Below are 17,342 nucleotides of genomic sequence, written 5' to 3'. Positions count from 1 at the left end.
CTTTACCCGAAACCCTCTATCCAACAGGATGGAGGGTTTCTTTTTGCCTGCAATTTGAGAAAACCAAGACGCTTGCAAGTACTGGGTTGCTCCGCAAGGCTGCAAACAGCTGACTCACAAGTGGTGGCAGACTAAAAAGCCAGCGCGCTGGCAAATAACTAAGTAGTCGGAGCATCGCCCCACATCTCGCTGCCATGATGCAGACGGCAGCCGAGAGCGGGTCATATGCGATGGCAAGTGGATAAGCGACTTGGGCAGCCATGCCGGTATCTAATGCCTTGTCGCACTACTAGGCCATGCACTTATCCAACAAAAAACCCCGCCTTCGCGGGGTTTTGTTGGCCAGATAGTGCGATCTAGCTGCGGACCGCAGACGGGATCGGTCACCCAACGTCAGCTACCAAACATCAATCACCCAACGTCAGCAGAGATGCGTTGCCGCCTGCCGCGGTGGTGTTGACGGTGACGACCTTCTCGGTCGCGAAGCGCAGCAGGTAATGCGGGCCGCCAGCTTTAGGGCCGGTGCCGGACAGGCCTTGACCGCCAAAGGGTTGGACGCCGACGACCGCACCAATCTGGTTGCGATTGACGTAGACGTTACCGACAGCCACGCGCGAGGTGATGCGGTCGATGGTCTCATCAATACGCGAGTGGACTCCTAAGGTGAGGCCATACCCGGTCGCGTTGATCTGGTCGATGACAGCATCGAGCTGATCGGCTTTCCAGCGAATCACGTGCAGGACCGGTCCAAAAATTTCGCGCTGAAGTTGTGCCAGCGATGTCAGTTCGTAGGCGCGTGGGGCGAAGAAGCTGCCATGCGCGGTGGTGCTGTCCAGCGTGGTACCCCCGATCAAGCGTGCTTCGCGGTCCATGCGCACCGCATGATCGTCGAGTATCTTGAGTGCATGGGCGTCGATCACGGGGCCAACATCCGTGGACAACAAGCTCGGGTCACCGATCTTCAGTTCGTTCATTGCGCCGGCAAGCATGGTCATGACCTTGTCGGCGATGTCGTCCTGGACAAACAGCACGCGCGCGGCCGAGCAGCGTTGGCCAGCCGACATGAAGGCGCTGGAAATTGCGTCTTTGACCACTGCTTCCGGCAATGAGGACGAGTCGGCAACGAAGGCGTTCTGGCCACCGGTTTCGGCAATCAATACGCCGATGGCCGCATCGCGCGACGCCAGCGTACGGTTGATGATGCGTGCGGTACCGGTGGAGCCGGTAAACGCGACGCCGGCAACGCGTGGGTCGTTGGTCAGCGCAGCGCCGACCGTGGCACCGTCGCCGGGGAGGAACTGCAGCGCGGCTTCGGGAACGCCAGCGTCATGCAACAGCTTCACTGCAGCGTAGCCGATCAGGTTGGTCTGCTCGGCCGGCTTGGCGATGACGCTGTTGCCGGCAGCGAGCGCAGCGGCGACCTGACCTAAAAAGATCGCCAGCGGGAAATTCCACGGGCTGATGCACACGAAGACGCCGCGGCCGTGCAGCTGCAGTTCGTTGGACTCGCCGGTCGGCCCAGGCAGACGCTCTGGAGCACCGAACTGCGCGCGTGCCTGGTTGGCGTAATAACGCAGGAAATCGACCGCCTCGCGGACTTCGGCTACTGCATCGGGCAACGTCTTGCCGGCTTCCTTGACGCAAATCGCCATGAACTCGGGCATGCGTGCTTCGAGCAGATCGGCTGCATGCTCCAGGATGGTGGCGCGGCTGGCTGCGGGGGTGCGGTTCCAGGCCGGCTGCGCGGCCGCAGCGCTTGCCAGGGACTTCTGCACGGTGTCGGTATCGGCCGGCTGCCAGTGCCCAACCGTTTCGCGGCGATCCGCCGGATTCAGTACCGCCTGGCTGGGGGTGCCGATCAACGCACCCGGAACCAAGGGCGTGGCCTTCCACGGTTTGATGGCCGCGTTGAGCTGCTCGGCCAGCTGGCGCAGATCGTTGTCGTTGGCGAGATTGGCGCCCATGGAGTTTTTCCTGTGCTGGTTCTGACTACGCAGCAAATCGGCTGGCAGTGGAATCTTGGGGTGCGGGATGGAGGTAAACGACGACACTGCCTCGACCGGGTCTCGGATGAGGTCTTCGATAACGACATCCTCATCGGTGATGCGGTTGACGAAGCTGGAATTGGCACCGTTCTCAAGCAGGCGACGCACCAGATACGGCAGCAGATCTTCGTGCGAGCCAACCGGTGCGTACACGCGGCACGGCAGGCCGAGACGATCGGCCGGAATCACTTCGGCATACAGGTCATCGCCCATGCCGTGCAGCTTCTGGTGCTCGTAGGTCTTGCCTGCAGCAATCGCACGCACCGCCGCAATGGTCTGCGCGTTGTGCGTGGCAAACATCGGGTAAAGCACATCGTTGTGCGCGAACATGCGACGTGCGCAGGCCAGATACGAGACGTCGGTATTCTGCTTGCGGGTAAACACCGGATAGCCTGGGTGTCCTTCGATCTGTGCGCGCTTGATCTCCGCGTCCCAGTACGCGCCTTTGACCAGACGCAGCGGAATGCGCCGCCCGACACGGCGCGCGAGATCGGCAAGAAAATCGATCGTGTACGGCGCGCGTTTTTGATACGCCTGCACGGCCAGACCGTAGCCTTCCCATCCGTCCAGCGACGGATCGGAGAAAGTGGCTTCGATGATGTCCAGCGACAATTCCAGACGATCCGCCTCTTCGGCGTCGACGGTGTAGCCGATGCCATACGACTTGGCCAACTGGGCAAGCTCCAGCACGCCGGGCACCAGCTCGGCCATCACGCGCGCGCGCTTGGCGTGCTCGTAACGCGGATACAGCGCCGACAACTTGATGGAAATACTGGGCGCTGCAAAGACATCGGTACCCACGAAGCTGCCGCTGCGGCCGATTGCATGGATCGCATCGCGATAGGCCTGCAGGTAGCGCTGCGCATCCTTCATGGTGAGCGCGCCTTCGCCGAGCATGTCGAACGAATAACGGTAGTTGGCGTTGTCGCCCTTGCGCGAGCGCGACAGCGCCTCGCCGATGGTGCGGCCCATGACGAACTGGTGGCCCATGATCTTCATCGCCTGGCGCACCGCCAGACGAATCACCGGTTCGCCGACGCGGCCGATCAGGCGCTTGAACGCACCGGGCACATCGGCGCGGGTGAGGTCGTTGAGCTGCACCAGCCTGCCGGTGAGCATCAGGCCCCAGGTCGATGCATTGACCAGCACCGAATCGCTGCCGCCCATGTGCTTTTTCCAGTCCGCATCGCCGAGCTTGTCGCGGATCAGCTTGTCGGCGGTGTCTTGGTCGGGAATACGCAGCAGCGCCTCGGCCACGCACATCAGCAGCACACCTTCTTCGCTGCCCAGGTCGTACTGGCGCATGAAGGCTTCGATGGCGCCCTGGTCCTGCGCGCGTGCACGCACACGGGTCACCAGATCGGCCGCGACCGCTTGCACCTTGGCCTGTTCGGCGGCGGGCAGGCGTGCCTGATCGAGCAACTCTCGCACCTGCTCGGTTTCGTCCTTGAGCCAGGCGGCAGTGATGGCCGCACGCAATGCGCCGGGTGCGGCGGGCAGTTCGGGCGCCAGGAGCGGGCGCGCAACCGAGGTGGAGGCAAGCGGGTCGAGCTGAGCGTTCATGCGAAAGGTGCCTGGGAATCCTTGCGCATTCTAGAGAGCGGGAGCCCCGGCACACTTGTGCGGAAGCGGCAGTTTTCCCGCCGTTTTGTGCAGATGGCCCGGGCAGGTGATGGCGGACGTGTTCGAGGGCAGGCCCGCTCGGCCGGTTTGGGTGAAGTGATTGATTTCCACACGGTTTTAGCTGCACTGCAGCAAATTTCCGATCGGCGGAAACGCTTGCCGCATGCGTTCGCGCGGGTCTACCATCGGGTTGTTCCCGCAGTGCTCTGCGTGTTGCCAATGATCGAAGTGCTGCCGTTGATGTCCGAAGGGGTTGGGACGCAGTTACGGTTGCGGCCTCCGCGGGCACTGTCGGCCAGGCAATTCGTCCTGTTGTTTGCGGTCCTTGCAGGAATGATGTGGTTATTTGCGGGCCTGGGGTGGTGGACCGGCAATGCATTCGCGCCGGTGTTCGCCCTTTTGCACAGTGGTGTGGTGGCGCTGGCGCTACGGCAGTTATGGCGAAGTGGCGAACGCGAAGAAGCGATCCGGGTGGGGGAGACCGCCGTTGAGGTGTTCCCGTCCGGGCATGCGCCACCAGCGTTTCAGGCACATCCGCACTGGGTGCGGCTTTGCATGGAACGCGACGACAGGGTGTTGCTGGTTAGCAGCGGCAAGCAGATCGAGATCGGAAGTTTTCTCGGGCCGGCCGAACGTGTGGAACTGGCGACTACGCTGAAACGCTTGCTCGCGGCCGCCAATGGCCGTCACCGATGACGTAAGGGTCTAGGCAATGACGCAACGCAGCAGCTGGAAGTCGACGTACACACGATTGGGCCTGGCGATGACAGCGCTGGTCGGCCCTCCGGTCGTGTGGGCGCAATCGGCCGATCCCAAGGAATGGCAGCTCAACATGGGCCGCGGCGTCACCCAGACCGCGCGCATGGCCTACGAGGCGCACATGGCGGCGCTGTGGGTCTGCGTGGTGATCGGTGCGCTGGTGTTCGGGGCGATGGGCTATGCAATCTTCAAGTTCCGCAAGTCCAAGGGCGCGGTGGCTGCACAGTTCAGCCACAACACGCGTGCCGAAGTGCTGTGGACGGTGATTCCAGTGTTGGTGCTGATTGCGATGGCATGGCCGGCGACGGCCAAGCTGATTGCGATGTACGACACTCGCGAGTCGGAAATGACCGTCAAGGTCACCGGCTACCAGTGGATGTGGAAGTACGAATATCTAGGCCAGGGGGTGGAATTCACCAGCCGCCTGGCGCGCGAGTCGGACCGCATCCGGCAGAGCGGCGAACGCCCCAGCGTGGTATCGCAACCGCATTATCTGCTCGACGTCGATAATCGCCTGGTGTTGCCGGTCAATACCAAGATCCGTTTCGTGATTACCGCCGATGACGTGATTCACGCCTGGTGGGTGCCTGCGCTGGGTTGGAAGCAGGATGCGATCCCCGGCATCGTCAACGAGGCGTGGACCAACATCGAGCAGCCGGGCGTGTATCGCGGGCAATGCGCCGAGTTGTGCGGCAAGGATCATGGCTTCATGCCCATTGTGGTGGAGGCACTGCCCAAGGCCGAATTCCAGCGTTGGCTGGCGTCGCGTCGCAGTGGAGCAGGCACCACGTCCTCGGCATCGCCGGCGGCAGCTTCCGCAACGGCTGCGCCAGCGACAGTGCCCGCAGGTGAGGCTGCACCGCCGGCTCAAGCTGCCGCACCGACCGCCGCTCTCTAACACCGCTCGCAACCGCATCGCTTCGCAGAGGTCGTTCCGTCATGGCGCATACCGCAGTCGATCACCACGGACACCACCAGCCCGGCTTCGTCGAGCGCTGGTTCTTTTCGACCAATCACAAGGACATCGGCACGCTGTATCTGCTGTTCTCCTTCGTGATGTTCATCATCGGCGCGGCGATGAGCGTGGTGATCCGCGCTGAGCTCATGCAGCCGGGCCTGCAGTTCGTCAAACCCGAATTCTTTAACCAGATGACCACCGTGCATGCGCTGGTGATGATCTTCGGTGGGGTGATGCCGGCCTTCGTCGGTTTGGCGAACTGGATGATTCCGCTGCAGATCGGCGCGCCCGACATGGCGCTGCCACGTATGAATAACTGGTCGTTCTGGCTGCTGCCGGCCGCGTTCACCTTGCTGTTGCTGACGCTGTTTCTGCCCGGCGGTGCGCCGGCCAGTGGCTGGACGCTGTACCCGCCGCTGTCGTTACAGGGCGGCTACAACGTGGCCTTCAGCGTGTTTGCGATCCATGTCGCTGGCGTCAGTTCGATCATGGGTGCGATCAACATCATCGCCACCGTGCTCAACATGCGTGCGCCGGGCATTGATCTATTGAAGATGCCGATCTTCTGCTGGGCCTGGCTGATCACCGCGTTTCTGTTGATCGCGGTGATGCCGGTGCTGGCCGGTGCGGTCACGATGTTGCTGACCGACAAGTTCTTCGGCACCAGCTTCTTCAACGCGGCCGGCGGCGGCGACCCGGTGATGTACCAGCACATCTTCTGGTTCTTCGGGCATCCGGAGGTCTACATCATGATCCTGCCGGCGTTCGGCGTAGTCAGCGAAATCATTCCAACCTTCAGCCGCAAGCCGCTGTTCGGGTACCAGGCGATGGTCTATGCGATCGCGGCGATCGCATTTTTGAGTTTCATCGTGTGGGCGCACCACATGTTCACCGTGGGCATGCCGCTCGGTGGCGAAATCTACTTCATGTTTGCCACGATGCTGATCTCCATCCCGACCGGAGTGAAGGTGTTCAACTGGGTCAGCACGATGTGGAAGGGCTCGCTGACGTTCGAGTCGCCGATGTTGTGGGCAGTGGCGTTCGTAATCCTTTTCAGCATCGGCGGTTTTTCCGGTCTGATGCTGGCGATCGTGCCGGCCGACTTCCAATACCACGATACCTATTTTGTGGTCGCGCATTTCCATTATGTGCTGGTCACCGGCGCGGTATTTGCGTTGATTGCCGCGGTGTATTACTGGTGGCCCAAGTGGACCGGGCGAATGTACAACGAGGCCTGGGCCAAGTTCCATTTCTGGTGGACGATGATCTTCGTCAACCTGCTGTTTTTCCCGCAGCACTTCCTCGGCCTGGCTGGCATGCCGCGACGTATCCCCGACTACAACGTGGTGTTCGCCGACTGGAACTTGATCAGCTCGATCGGTGCGTTTGGCATGTTTGCCACGCCATTCCTGATGGCTGCAATCCTGTTGTCATCTCTGCGTAGTGGCGCCAGGGCAGACGCACGCGCCTGGGAGGGTGCCAAGGGCCTGGAATGGACAGTGCCGTCGCCTGCGCCCGCGCACACCTTCACCGTACCGCCTGTCATCAAGCCTGGAGATCTTGCGCATGAAGACATCGGTCACTGAGTCGGCATCGGAGCCAGCGGTGACGCGGCTCCTTTCCGCCGCCGAGCGGCAGGCGCAGCAGCGTCGCGCAGTACGCCGCACCGCAATCACGGTGGGCATCATTGCGTTGCTCATCTATGCCGGCTTCATTGCCTCGGGCGTTATCGGCCGATGACTGCGCGCGCGCCCACGCATGCGCCGACCGCTGGCTTGTTCAAGCTGTTGGGCGTGGTGCTGGGCGTTTTCGTGCTGACCTTTTCGTTGGTGCCGCTGTACCGTATTGCGTGCGAGAAGGTCTTTGGGATTCGCATGGAACGCGCACCGGGCAGTAAGCATGAAGGTCCGTCCAATGCGGTGGGCGGTGGCAAACGCACGGTGCGCGTCGAATTCGATGCCGGGGTCAATTCGAAACTGCCGTGGACCTTCCATCCCGAGCAGATGACGATGGACGTGGTGCCGGGCGAGCTCAACGAAGCGCTGTATTTTGCGCGCAATGACAGCAAGCGCGCTGTGGTGGGGAGCGCGGTGCCATCGGTGGCGCCGGCGCGAGCGTCCGGCTATTTCAACAAGACCGAATGCTTTTGTTTCACTGCGCAGACGCTGCAGGCCGGGGAAACGCGCGACATGCCGTTGCGTTTCATCGTGGACCGTGCATTGCCTGCGGAAGTGACCACTATCACCTTGTCCTATACGTTTTATCGCAACGACGCGCTGACCTCGGAACTGCAGGGCAGTGCCGTTTCCGGAACGCCGCGCGCGGCGCCGTAACCTTCATCCACCCGTACCACGACACGGAAGCAGCGCCATGGCCGATCACAGTTCCAACGCCGATGCGTATTTCGTCCCGACACAGAGCAAATGGCCCTTTGTCGGGTCGATTGCGATGTTCGTGATGATGATTGGCGTGGCCAGTTGGCTCAACGACGCGGCATGGGGGCGCTGGACGTTCTTTGCCGGCATGGCGATGTTGCTCGCGACCTTGTTCATGTGGTTTGGCGACGTCATTCGCGAGTCCAACGCCGGCAACTACAACCGCCAGGTGGACGGCTCGTTCCGCATGGGGATGGTGTGGTTCATTTTTTCCGAGGTGATGTTCTTCGCTGCCTTCTTCGGTGCGTTGTTCTATACGCGCGTGCTGACACTGCCCTGGCTGGGCGGCGAAGGCGATGGCGTAATGACCAACGAGCTGTTGTGGAACGGCTATTCCGCCGCCTGGCCGACCAACGGTCCAGGCACGATCGGCGGGCAATTCCAGACCATTCCAGCCTGGGGATTGCCGCTGATCAATACGCTCATCTTGCTGAGCTCAGGTGTGACGCTGACTATCGCCCATCACGCACTCAAGGGCGGGCGCCGCGGCGGGTTGCTGTTGTGGCTAGGCCTGACCGTGCTGCTGGGCTGTATATTCCTGTTCCTGCAGGCGGAGGAATACATCCACGCCTACACCGAGCTCAATCTCACACTCGGCTCGGGCATCTACGGCTCGACCTTCTTCATGCTGACCGGCTTCCACGGCATGCATGTGCTGCTGGGCACGATCATGCTGGCGGTGATGTGGCTACGCACTGCGAAAGGGCACTTCAGCCGCGACAACCACTTCGCCTTCGAAGCGGCCGCGTGGTACTGGCACTTCGTCGACGTGGTGTGGCTGGCGCTGTTCCTGTTCGTGTATGTGCTTTGAGGGCGGGGATTCGGGGTTGGTGATTCGGGATTCGCGAAGGCGGCCGGGTTTAGTTTTGACGAATCTCCACTGCCGAATCCCCAATCTCATCGGCCGCGTCAGCGGCCGATGCCATGCGGCTTGATCCAGCCGGTGTAGATGCCGAGGATGACGATGGCAATCAATGCAACCGATAGACCGATGCGCCAGGTCAGCGCGTTGACGGTGCGCTTGGTCTGGCCGCGGTCGGTGAGCAGGTAATAGAGTCCGGCGCCCAGGTTCCACAGGATCACGATCAGGAAAGCGACAATCAGCAGCGTCTTGAGCGAATCGTTCACAACAGCCCCGGTGGTCGTCGGCGTGGTAACGGCATTGCACGCCTTTTTGCGTCGCTTGTCATGATGCGCAAGCACACGGCGGTGCTGGGTTGGTGTCTGGCGTTGCTGGTCAGCGCGAGTTTTGCGGCGCTTGGGTACTGGCAGCTGCAGCGCTTGCACAGCAAGCAAGCGTTATTGGAACGCGCTGCGCATGTGCGCGAGATGCCGTTGACCTTGGTGCAAGCGTTAGCCACGCCGCATGCGCTGGCATGGGTGAGCGGAGAGGTGCGTTTTCTGCCGCACCAGGTGTTGCTGGACAACCAACTGCATGCAGGGCGCGCCGGTGTGCGCGTTTATCAACTTGCCGCGCCGCAAGACAGCCCAGGTACGCTACTGATCGATCTGGGCTGGCTGCCGTTGCCGGCCAATCGGCAGTTACCGACGATCACGCCACTGCGCGGGACCCAGGCAATGCGGGGGTTGCTCAGCGCGCCGCCATCGGCCGGACTTGCGTTGGGGCCGGCATTGGCCCCCGCCGGTACGCCGCAGACCTGGTTGGCCACGCGCCTGGATGCGGAGGCGCTAAGAAGCACGCTTGGCAGGCGCGACATTTCGTCGCAGGTGCTGCGGCTGGACCCCGCACTGCCGGTTGGCTACGCACGCGATCTGGAGATGCTGCCGAATACGCTGCCACCCGCGCGGCACTTGGGTTACGCGGTGCAATGGTTCGGGCTGGCTGCCGCGGTCCTGGCCACCGCCACGCTGCTGACATGGCGTGCGCGACGTCGCCGCCGACGCGGGCACTGACGCCTGCGGCATGAGAAAATCGCCGGCATGACCTCCTCCACATCGGCCACGCCGCACGCGGTCAAACGCGGCCGCAGGATGCTGATTGCCCTGGCGGCGCTGTTCTTCGGCTCGATGTTGCTGGCCGGTGTGCTGCGCTTCTCCGGATGGCAGCCGGCATCGATGCGCAACAACGGCGAACTGCTGAAACCGCCCGCCGACCTGCGTGCGCTGGTGCCGGTGCGTGCGAACGGGCAGCCGTATGCGTGGGCGCCGAGCGAGCGCATCTGGCGCATTGCGGTGGCGCCGCCGGCTGGCTGCACGCAGCAGTGCGTGGTGCTGGCGGCGGAACTGGACAAGGTGTGGCAGCTGCTCGGACACCGCGCCGACAAGGTGGAAATCGTGTGGATCGGCGCGCCGCCGGCCGTGCTGCCGCCGATGCCGGCATTGCGCGTGCTACGCGACGATGCACGCCTGCGCCAGGCATTGCCGCGTGGCAACGATGCGGCCGGCGTGCCGGTGTATGTGATCGACCCCAATGGCTTCGTGATCCTGCGTTATGCCCCGGGCTTCGCGCCGGCCGGCCTGCGCTCGGATCTGGTCAAGCTGCTGAAACTGATGTGAGCCCGTTTCGATGAATCTGTTTGCGCCACCGGCATTGTTCCGTCACTTCCATCGCATGGCCTGGCTGGCGGCGTTGTTCACTGCGAGCACGATCCTGTTCGGGTCGTTCGTGCGCTTGTCCGATGCCGGCATGAGCTGCCCGGACTGGCCGACCTGCTACGGCCGTGTGACCTGGCCGCAAACCAGCGACGAAGCCAACACGCATGTGGCCAGCAAGATCCGCCCGCTGGAATCGCACAAGGCCTGGCGCGAGCAGGTGCACCGTTTCCTGGCCGGCGCGCTGGGCGTGGAAGTGCTGGTGCTGTCGTTGCTGGCGGTGCGTCGTCGCCGCAAGGGCATTGCGCAGGTGGTGTCGGCGGCGGTGCTGGTGGCGTTGTCGATCCCGCTCTACATGTCCGGCTGGCACACCGTGGCCTTTGGCGTGGCGATTGCGGGTGAGGCCATCTTGCTGCTGGCGGCATTGCGCTGGAGCAATATCGATCTGGCGCGCGCGGCGGTGCTGACGCTGGCGGTGGTGATCTTCCAGGCGTTGCTGGGCATGTGGACAGTGACGTTACTGCTCAAACCCATCGTGGTGATGGGGCACCTGCTGGGCGGCATGCTGATGTTTTCGCTGCTGGTGTGGATGGCGTGGCGCGCAACGCACCTGCCGATCACGCTGGCCGACGCGTCGCGCTTGAAGTGGCTGCTGCGCCTGGGCGTGGCGGTGCTGGGCCTGCAGATTGCACTCGGCGGCTGGGTCAGCGCCAACTACGCGGCACTGGCCTGCGGTGGTGGCAGCTGGTCGGCCGACAATTTCCCGCGCTGCGTCAGCCAGTGGTGGCCGCCGCATGACTTCCGCGAAGGCTTCACGCTGTGGCGCGGCATCGGCGTGGACTACGAAGGCGGCGTGCTGGATGGCGCGGCGCGTATCGCCATCCAGATGGCGCACCGGCTGTGGGCGATTGCGACCGCGCTGTATCTGTGGTGGCTGGCGTGGCGTCTGTCGCGTTCGCCGGGGATGCGGGTGTGGGCAGGTGCGCTGGCGTTGCTGGTCGTCGTGCAGGTGACGCTGGGCATGCTCAACGTCAAGCTGGCGCTGCCGCTGGAGGTGTCGGTCATGCATAACGGCGGTGCGGTGGCCTTGCTGTTCGTGCTGGTCTCGCTGCTGGCGCGGCTGCGCGCGCCGGAGTGAGCATGGCTGTCAGCGCACGCGATTACTGGGATCTGACCAAACCCAAGGTGGTGGCACTGATCGTGTTCACCGCTCTGGTGGGCATGTTCCTGGCCATCCCCGACATGCCGACGTGGCTGCAGGTGCGCACCGGCGCGCTGGGCTTCCTGGGCATCTGGCTGGCGGCTTCGGCGGCGGCGGCGATCAATCAGTTGCTCGACGCCAAGATCGACGCGCAGATGGCGCGCACTTCATGGCGCCCGCTGGTGGTGGGCAAGGTGCGGCCCTGGCAGGTGTTGCTGTTCGCCAGCGTGCTGATCGTGATCTCCATGACCATCCTGGTGATGTGGGTGAACGTCATCACTGCGGTGCTGACCTTCGCCTCGCTGATCGGTTATGCGGTGATCTACACCGTGTACCTGAAGCGCGCGACATCCCAGAACATCGTGATCGGCGGGCTGGCCGGCGCCACGCCGCCGATGCTGGGCTGGGCCGCAGTGACCGGATTGCCGACCAGCGCCGACTGGATCAATGCCTCGCTGCTGGTGCTGATCATCTTCATCTGGACGCCGCCGCATTTCTGGGCGCTGGCGATCTTTCGCCGGGCCGATTACGCCAAGGCGGCGATTCCGATGCTGCCGGTGACCCACGGCGTGCCGCATACGCGCAAGCAGATCCTGGTCTACACCGTGTTGCTGGCGATCGTGACCTTGCTGCCGGTGGCAGTGGGCATGAGCGGGGTGTTCTATCTAGGTGGAGCAGTGGTGCTCAACGCGGTGTTTCTCTGGTACGCGTGGCGCATGCTCGACCCGCCCGACGAGCTGTTTTCGATGAAGATGTTCGGCTACTCCATCGTGTACCTGATGGCGCTGTTCGCCTTCTTGATGGTCGACCATCTCTTGTTGCCGTGGGTGCGCTAGTGGCAGCGGTGTAGATCTGCCGCGAGACACGCCGTGGTAATCGGTGTTTCCCGTACAAGGCGCCTGAAGCGCATGCTGGCATGCAGCGAGTGCTCGTCGCACAGACAGGCCACCTGCGTCACGTCGAAATCACCGGCGGCGCCCACGTCAGCAGACGCCGCGATTTCGTTCGTATATCCATCGATCCATCACGCGTGCCGGCAACAGCAACGCCACCTTTTCAGCTCAGCTCAACCAGCTGGCGCACTTGCTGGTGTTTTTGCTGTCGCAGCTGGACTGCATTTTTTGTTGCAGGCGCGTCAGCACCGCGCTGCCTTGCTGGCGATGCTGCTTGCTCCAGGTCTTCAGTGCACTGCCAAGCGTGGCGAAGCGCTGACGTGTGCGTTGACGATAGCCATCCGGTTGCCCGGCCAGTTCGCCGATCACCTGCGTGGCGGCGGTTTCGATGCCGGCGGTGTCGTCGGGGCTGAGCCGGATCAGCCCATCCACATACAGCACGCCCCATTGCACGCGCGTGGCGGGGCCTTGCGCGCTTTCGTAGGCCTTCCTGAGCCAGGACAGCGCGGTCTTCTTGTCGCCCCGTTGTTCGGCCAGATCCGCCAACTCGGGCATGTAGTAGTACGGCGTCTTGCTGCGCGACAGCTCGGCCAGCAGCACTTGCTCGGCCCTGCTGCCATCGCCCACTTCGCTCAGCAATGCCGATGCCGTGCTGATGGTGGATTGACGCTCTTCGTCGGTCTTGGCGGTGTCGGTTGCCCACTGCACGCGCTGATGCACGGTGTCTACGACCTCCTTCGGCAGCGGCGGTTGCGGGCCTTTGGCCTGGGTTTCGGTGGGCTGGCCCTGGGCCAGGCGCGCCAGCTGGATGCGTGCATACGCGGTGCCGAGCCGGTCGGAGATCGGCAGTGAGGTGTCGGCGTAGACCTTGTCCAGGGCCTGATTCAGTGCATTGGAAAGCGTGGCGCGCTCGCTGGCCTGGTTGCTGGCGGCGGTGATCAGGCGCACGGGTACATGGCTCAGCGTGCCGAGATTGGCGCGCACCTCTGCCGGGTCGGTGAGCACTGCTTCCAGCAAGCTGCGATTGGCCGGGCTGGCGGCCGGCGGGTGCTTGGCGGCGCTAATGGCTGCCAGGGCGAAGCTGCGCTGCAGCGCCGGCTGCGGCGCCGCTGTGGCGAGCCGGGTGAGCACGTCGGCAGCCTCGTCGGGCTTGACCAGCCGGTCGTCGGTGCCCCAGGCATAGTTGCCGAGCACGGCCCAGTCGTCCGCGCTGAGCTGTTGCGGCGCGTGCAGCGCCTTGTCGAGCAATTGCTGGGCGGTGCTGGTGCTCCTTGCCGCCACCCGCAACACGTCGGTCAGGCGTGCGTTATCGGCATCGCCTGCCAGCCGGGTGATTTCGCTGTGATCCGGGCGCAGCACGATGATGGTGGGATAGCCCTTGACCCCGAAGCGCTAGCCCCAGGCCTGTGCGCCTTCGGAATCGCCATCCAGGTGCACCGCGACGAATTGCTGGGTGCGCGCAATGAAGGCCGGGTCCTTGAACAGCGTGGCCTTCAGCCGATTGCAGGGCGGGCACCAGGCTGCGCCCCAGTACAACAGGATCGGTTTGCCGCTTTCCTTGGCTTCGGCGAAGGCATCGTCCACGTCGCCTTCGCGCCAGGCGATGCTGGACGCCGGTGCCGGTGTGGAGGCGGTCTTGCGCTGTGCGGGCGCCGCCGGCGGGGCAGGCTTGTTGCAGGCAGCGAGCGTGGCCAGCACCGCCAGCAGCGCGAGCATGGACGGGGAAGGGCGTCGAAGCGACAGCGTCATGGCAATCACCGTGGGGCGGCAGGAGGGCGATCGAGCACGCTAGCGAGCGCTGGCGCGCCCGTGCGGCAGCGCGTGATAACCGTTGTATATCTGCTTACAACCCGGATCGGCCTGCGACGCGAACTGCTGTCACGTCGGACGCAGCGAGTGCGCGCTGGCGGCGCGCAGTCAGTGAGGCCCGGTGGCGGCGCGCGGCTCGCTCGGCGCAGTGCGCGCATAACGTGCGGCCACGAAGGCGCACACGATCAGCTGCAGCTGGTGATACAGCATGATCGGCAACACGATTGCGCCAAGCCCCCCGCCGGCGAACATCACCTTGGCCATCGGCACGCCGGTGGCCAGGCTTTTTTTCGAACCGCAAAAGACAATGGCGATTTCATCGGCGCGGCTGAAGCGCAGGCGCCGCGCGATGAAGGTGATCGAGAGCATCGCCGTGGCCAGCAACAATGCTGCCGCGCCCAGTACCGCCAGCAAGGCAGGCAGCGGCGTCTTCTGCCACAGCCCTTCGTTCACCGACGCGCTGAAGGCGGTGTAGACCACCAGCAGGATGGTGCCCTGGTCGGTGTAGCGCAGCACGGCACGGTGCCGTTCGACCCAGCCGCCGATCCACGGACGCAGAAAATGGCCGGCCAGAAACGGCACCAGCAACTGCAGCAGGATTTTGCCGATCGCCTCGGCCGGATGCGCCATGGCGCCCTGGCTACCGACCAGCGCGCCCATCAGCAACGGGGTGAAAAATACCCCCAGCAGGCTGGAAAGCGAGGCTGCGCAGACTGCGGCCGGCACGTTGCCGCGCGCCATCGAGGTGAATGCGATCGAAGACTGCACCGTGGACGGCAGCGCGCACAGGAACAGCACGCCGATATACAGCTCCGGCGTCAGTGCCAGATGCGCGAGCGGCTTGAACAACAGCCCCAGCAGCGGGAATAGCACGAAGGTGCAGGCCAGGATCACCAGATGCAGCCGCCAGTGCAACGCGCCGGCCTTGACCGCTTCGCGCGACAGCCGCGCACCGTGCAGGAAAAACAGCGCGGCGATCGCCACGTCGGTGACATCGTCCATGACCGCAGCGGCCGTGCCTGAAAACGGGAGAAACGAGGCCAGCGTGACCGTGCACAGCAGCGCGAGGGTGAAAGGGTCAATGCGCAACCGCGCCAGCAGCTTCTTCATCGAGGTCCGACGGTAGCGCGCGATCACGCGCCTTGTGCGCGCCATTCTACGACGCGTGCGGGCGCTGCCTGTGGCGCCGCGTCACCATCCGCCTAGGTGCGCAGCAGCGCAGCGGTGCCTGTTGCGTCCCCGCCATGACGCTGGGAGGCGAGGCATTACAGCGCCGCAAGTGCCTTGAGCAACTCGCGCATTTCGTATTTGTCGGTGTCGTCCAGCCCTTGCGCGCGCTGTTTGGCCTGCAGTTCTTCCACGCGCTGACGCAGCAATTGCTTGTCGAGCTGGGCGACGACGTCGTGCAATTCGATCGCCCAACTATGCTCGTCGCCAGGTAACTCCTGCGCTGCCAGCTTCTGCAAGGCGGTCTGCTCCTCGCGCTCGGCAAAGTGCTCCAGCAGCGCGCCGGTGCTGATTTCCGGCCGTTGCCGTACCAACGCCAGTAGCTCCATCAACAACTCGATACCAGGCAGGCGCAACCCGGAAAAATCATGGTCACCCTCCAGGCTCATTGCCAATGACGGCTGTTGCAACAGGATGGCGATCGAGGCACGCACCAGACTGCGTTTCTGCGTGGGCGCACCCATGCGTGCAGGCGGCCGCGGCTTGGCTGCGGACTGCTGCGCGGACGTGCTCGCACCAACGCCGGTCAGGCGCGAGAGTTCCTGCTTCATCAGATCGCCGAACGCGCCTTCCGGAATTTGCGCCAGCATCGGACGCGCACGTTCGGCCAGGCGTGCCTTGCCGTCGAGCGTGTGCAGGTTGATCTCGCGCGACATCTCGTCGAAGAAGAACTGCGACAGCGGCGTGGCCTGTTTCAGGCGCTGATCGAAGGCCTGCGCGCCTTCCTTGCGCACGATGGTGTCCGGGTCTTCGCCATCGGGCAGGAACAGGAAAAACGCCTGGCGGCCGTCCTTCATGCGCGGCAGCACCGATTCGAGCGCACGCCAGCCGGCCTTGCGCCCGGCGTTGTCGCCGTCGAAACAGAAGTACACATCCGGCGCGTTGCGGAACAGCAGCTCGGCATGTTCGGGCGTGGTCGCGGTGCCCAGCGTGGCCACTGCCTGGGTGACGCCGAACTGGAACAGCGAGACCACGTCCATGTAGCCCTCCACCACGATCAGCCGTTCGATCTTCTGATTGGCCTGACGCACCTGCCACAGGCCGTACAGCTCGCGGCCCTTGTGGAACAGCGCGGTTTCCGGCGAATTGAGGTACTTCGGGCCCGGGTCGCGGCCATCGGCCGGCGCGCCCATGATGCGTCCACCGAAGGCGATCACGCGGCCGCGGCGGTCGAAGATCGGAAACATCACCCGGTCGCGGAACTTGTCGTAGACGTGGCCGCGGTCGTTCTTGGAAAACAGGCCAGCGCGTTCGAGCACACTCATGCGGCGCGCGTCGGTGCCCAGGGTATCCTTCAGGGCGCTGTAGCCGTCGGGTGCGTAGCCGATCTGGAAGCGTGCCTGGTTGTCGGCATCCACGCCGCGCCCGTCCAGATAGTCGCGGGCGCGGGTGCTGCCTTCGAGCTGGCGCTGGAAGAACTTGGTGGCTGCTTCCAGTGCCGAATACAGCTCGCGGCTGTCGTCCTGCTGTTGCGGCGTGCGCTGCTGGGTGTCGCGCGGAATCTCCATACCGGCGCGCTTGGCCAATTCATCGACCGCATCGAGAAACTCGAGGCGGTCGTAATTCATCAGAAAGCTAATGGCGGTGCCGTGCGCGCCGCAGCCGAAGCAGTGATAGAACTGCTTGGTCGGCGACACGGTGAACGAGGCCGAGCGCTCGTCGTGGAAGGGGCAGCGCGCCGAATATTCCTTGCCCTGACGCTTGAGCGGCACCCGACCGCCCACCACCTCGACAATGTCGGTGCGGGCGAGCAGTTCGTCGATAAACGCGTCGGGGATGCGGGCCATCCCGCTAGGATATCCCAGCGGCCTGCCAGCGCCCTGTCCCGGCAACCGCCGA

At 63.9% G+C, this 17,342-nt stretch carries 14 protein-coding genes and 1 pseudogene; 10 read left to right on the top strand and 5 right to left on the bottom strand.

Annotated features, from left to right (window positions below):
• Positions 1-407: 407 nt before the first annotated feature.
• Positions 408-3,608 carry a bifunctional proline dehydrogenase/L-glutamate gamma-semialdehyde dehydrogenase PutA gene (gene putA, locus A7D16_RS16700; RefSeq protein WP_064634409.1) on the bottom strand — a complete coding sequence of 1,067 codons (3,201 nt, stop codon included), beginning with the start codon at positions 3,606-3,608 and terminating at the stop codon, positions 408-410.
• A gap of 279 nt (positions 3,609-3,887) precedes the next feature.
• Here putA and A7D16_RS16695 point away from each other — a divergent pair, with 279 nt between their 5' ends.
• Genes A7D16_RS16695 through A7D16_RS16675 form a run of 6 tightly spaced genes read left to right on the top strand, consistent with a single transcriptional unit; the run spans position 3,888 to position 8,631 of the window.
• Positions 3,888-4,364: a DUF2244 domain-containing protein gene (locus A7D16_RS16695; RefSeq protein WP_064634407.1), complete on the top strand. Its 477-nt coding sequence runs from the start codon at positions 3,888-3,890 to the stop codon at positions 4,362-4,364.
• 16 nt (positions 4,365-4,380) lie between these two features.
• Positions 4,381-5,325, top strand: a complete 945-nt coding sequence (gene coxB / locus A7D16_RS16690) for a cytochrome c oxidase subunit II (RefSeq protein WP_064634406.1) — start codon at positions 4,381-4,383, stop codon at positions 5,323-5,325.
• A 41-nt stretch (positions 5,326-5,366) separates the two neighbouring features.
• A complete protein-coding gene (gene ctaD, locus A7D16_RS16685; RefSeq protein ID WP_064634405.1) occupies positions 5,367-6,971 on the top strand; it encodes a cytochrome c oxidase subunit I in 1,605 nt (534 codons plus the stop codon).
• On the top strand, positions 6,952-7,125 hold the full coding sequence (locus tag A7D16_RS23805) for a hypothetical protein (protein ID WP_010374673.1): 174 nt from the start codon (positions 6,952-6,954) through the stop codon (positions 7,123-7,125). The genes ctaD and A7D16_RS23805 overlap by 20 nt, the downstream gene beginning before the upstream one ends.
• Complete coding sequence (locus A7D16_RS16680; protein ID WP_064634402.1) at positions 7,122-7,718, top strand: cytochrome c oxidase assembly protein; 597 nt, start codon at positions 7,122-7,124, stop codon at positions 7,716-7,718. The genes A7D16_RS23805 and A7D16_RS16680 overlap by 4 nt, the downstream gene beginning before the upstream one ends.
• Before the next feature lie 37 nt (positions 7,719-7,755).
• Complete coding sequence (locus tag A7D16_RS16675) at positions 7,756-8,631, top strand: cytochrome c oxidase subunit 3 (protein ID WP_064634400.1); 876 nt, start codon at positions 7,756-7,758, stop codon at positions 8,629-8,631.
• A 98-nt stretch (positions 8,632-8,729) separates the two neighbouring features.
• Here the strand turns inward: A7D16_RS16675 and A7D16_RS16670 are convergent, their stop codons facing one another.
• Positions 8,730-8,948: a twin transmembrane helix small protein gene (locus A7D16_RS16670; protein ID WP_017157720.1), complete on the bottom strand. Its 219-nt coding sequence runs from the start codon at positions 8,946-8,948 to the stop codon at positions 8,730-8,732.
• 60 nt (positions 8,949-9,008) lie between these two features.
• Here A7D16_RS16670 and A7D16_RS16665 point away from each other — a divergent pair, with 60 nt between their 5' ends.
• Genes A7D16_RS16665 through cyoE form a run of 4 tightly spaced genes read left to right on the top strand, consistent with a single transcriptional unit; the run spans position 9,009 to position 12,410 of the window.
• Positions 9,009-9,734 carry an SURF1 family protein gene (locus A7D16_RS16665; protein ID WP_064634398.1) on the top strand — a complete coding sequence of 242 codons (726 nt, stop codon included), beginning with the start codon at positions 9,009-9,011 and terminating at the stop codon, positions 9,732-9,734.
• Positions 9,735-9,761: 27 nt separating this feature from the next.
• Entirely contained in the window at positions 9,762-10,337 is a 576-nt protein-coding gene (locus A7D16_RS16660; protein ID WP_064634396.1) for a hypothetical protein, read from the top strand.
• A 10-nt stretch (positions 10,338-10,347) separates the two neighbouring features.
• The gene (locus A7D16_RS16655; protein ID WP_064634394.1) at positions 10,348-11,511 is read left to right on the top strand and encodes a COX15/CtaA family protein; all 1,164 of its coding nucleotides are present in this window, start codon (positions 10,348-10,350) and stop codon (positions 11,509-11,511) included.
• A gap of 2 nt (positions 11,512-11,513) precedes the next feature.
• Positions 11,514-12,410 (top strand): heme o synthase, encoded by an 897-nt coding sequence (gene cyoE, locus A7D16_RS16650; RefSeq protein WP_064634392.1) that lies wholly within the window; start codon positions 11,514-11,516, stop codon positions 12,408-12,410.
• Positions 12,411-12,635: 225 nt separating this feature from the next.
• Here the strand turns inward: cyoE and A7D16_RS16645 are convergent.
• The 3 genes and pseudogenes from A7D16_RS16645 to dnaG all read right to left on the bottom strand — a co-directional run bounded on the left by A7D16_RS16645 (position 12,636) and on the right by dnaG (position 17,290).
• Positions 12,636-14,216: pseudogene (locus A7D16_RS16645) on the bottom strand (thioredoxin family protein).
• Between the two features lie 168 nt (positions 14,217-14,384).
• Complete coding sequence (locus A7D16_RS16640) at positions 14,385-15,431, bottom strand: bile acid:sodium symporter family protein (protein ID WP_064634390.1); 1,047 nt, start codon at positions 15,429-15,431, stop codon at positions 14,385-14,387.
• A gap of 110 nt (positions 15,432-15,541) precedes the next feature.
• On the bottom strand, positions 15,542-17,290 hold the full coding sequence (gene dnaG, locus A7D16_RS16635; protein WP_064634388.1) for a DNA primase: 1,749 nt from the start codon (positions 17,288-17,290) through the stop codon (positions 15,542-15,544).
• Positions 17,291-17,342 lie beyond the last annotated feature (52 nt).

The sequence above is a fragment of the Xanthomonas nasturtii genome, from assembly GCF_001660815.1.
GTDB classification, from domain to species: domain Bacteria; phylum Pseudomonadota; class Gammaproteobacteria; order Xanthomonadales; family Xanthomonadaceae; genus Xanthomonas; species Xanthomonas nasturtii.
This window is presented reverse-complemented; position numbering and strand designations above follow the sequence as displayed.

Excerpts from the sequence above, each read along its gene's own strand:
- putA (WP_064634409.1), bottom strand. The coding sequence starts at position 3,608 with ATGAACGCTCAGCTCGACCCGCTTGCCTCCACCTCGGTTGCGCGCCCG.
- A7D16_RS16695 (WP_064634407.1), top strand. The coding sequence starts at position 3,888 with ATGATCGAAGTGCTGCCGTTGATGTCCGAAGGGGTTGGGACGCAGTTA.
- coxB (WP_064634406.1), top strand. The coding sequence starts at position 4,381 with ATGACGCAACGCAGCAGCTGGAAGTCGACGTACACACGATTGGGCCTG.
- ctaD (WP_064634405.1), top strand. The coding sequence starts at position 5,367 with ATGGCGCATACCGCAGTCGATCACCACGGACACCACCAGCCCGGCTTC.
- A7D16_RS23805 (WP_010374673.1), top strand. The coding sequence starts at position 6,952 with ATGAAGACATCGGTCACTGAGTCGGCATCGGAGCCAGCGGTGACGCGG.
- A7D16_RS16680 (WP_064634402.1), top strand. The coding sequence starts at position 7,122 with ATGACTGCGCGCGCGCCCACGCATGCGCCGACCGCTGGCTTGTTCAAG.
- A7D16_RS16675 (WP_064634400.1), top strand. The coding sequence starts at position 7,756 with ATGGCCGATCACAGTTCCAACGCCGATGCGTATTTCGTCCCGACACAG.
- A7D16_RS16665 (WP_064634398.1), top strand. The coding sequence starts at position 9,009 with ATGATGCGCAAGCACACGGCGGTGCTGGGTTGGTGTCTGGCGTTGCTG.
- A7D16_RS16660 (WP_064634396.1), top strand. The coding sequence starts at position 9,762 with ATGACCTCCTCCACATCGGCCACGCCGCACGCGGTCAAACGCGGCCGC.
- A7D16_RS16655 (WP_064634394.1), top strand. The coding sequence starts at position 10,348 with ATGAATCTGTTTGCGCCACCGGCATTGTTCCGTCACTTCCATCGCATG.
- cyoE (WP_064634392.1), top strand. The coding sequence starts at position 11,514 with ATGGCTGTCAGCGCACGCGATTACTGGGATCTGACCAAACCCAAGGTG.
- A7D16_RS16640 (WP_064634390.1), bottom strand. The coding sequence starts at position 15,431 with ATGGCGCGCACAAGGCGCGTGATCGCGCGCTACCGTCGGACCTCGATG.
- dnaG (WP_064634388.1), bottom strand. The coding sequence starts at position 17,290 with ATGGCCCGCATCCCCGACGCGTTTATCGACGAACTGCTCGCCCGCACC.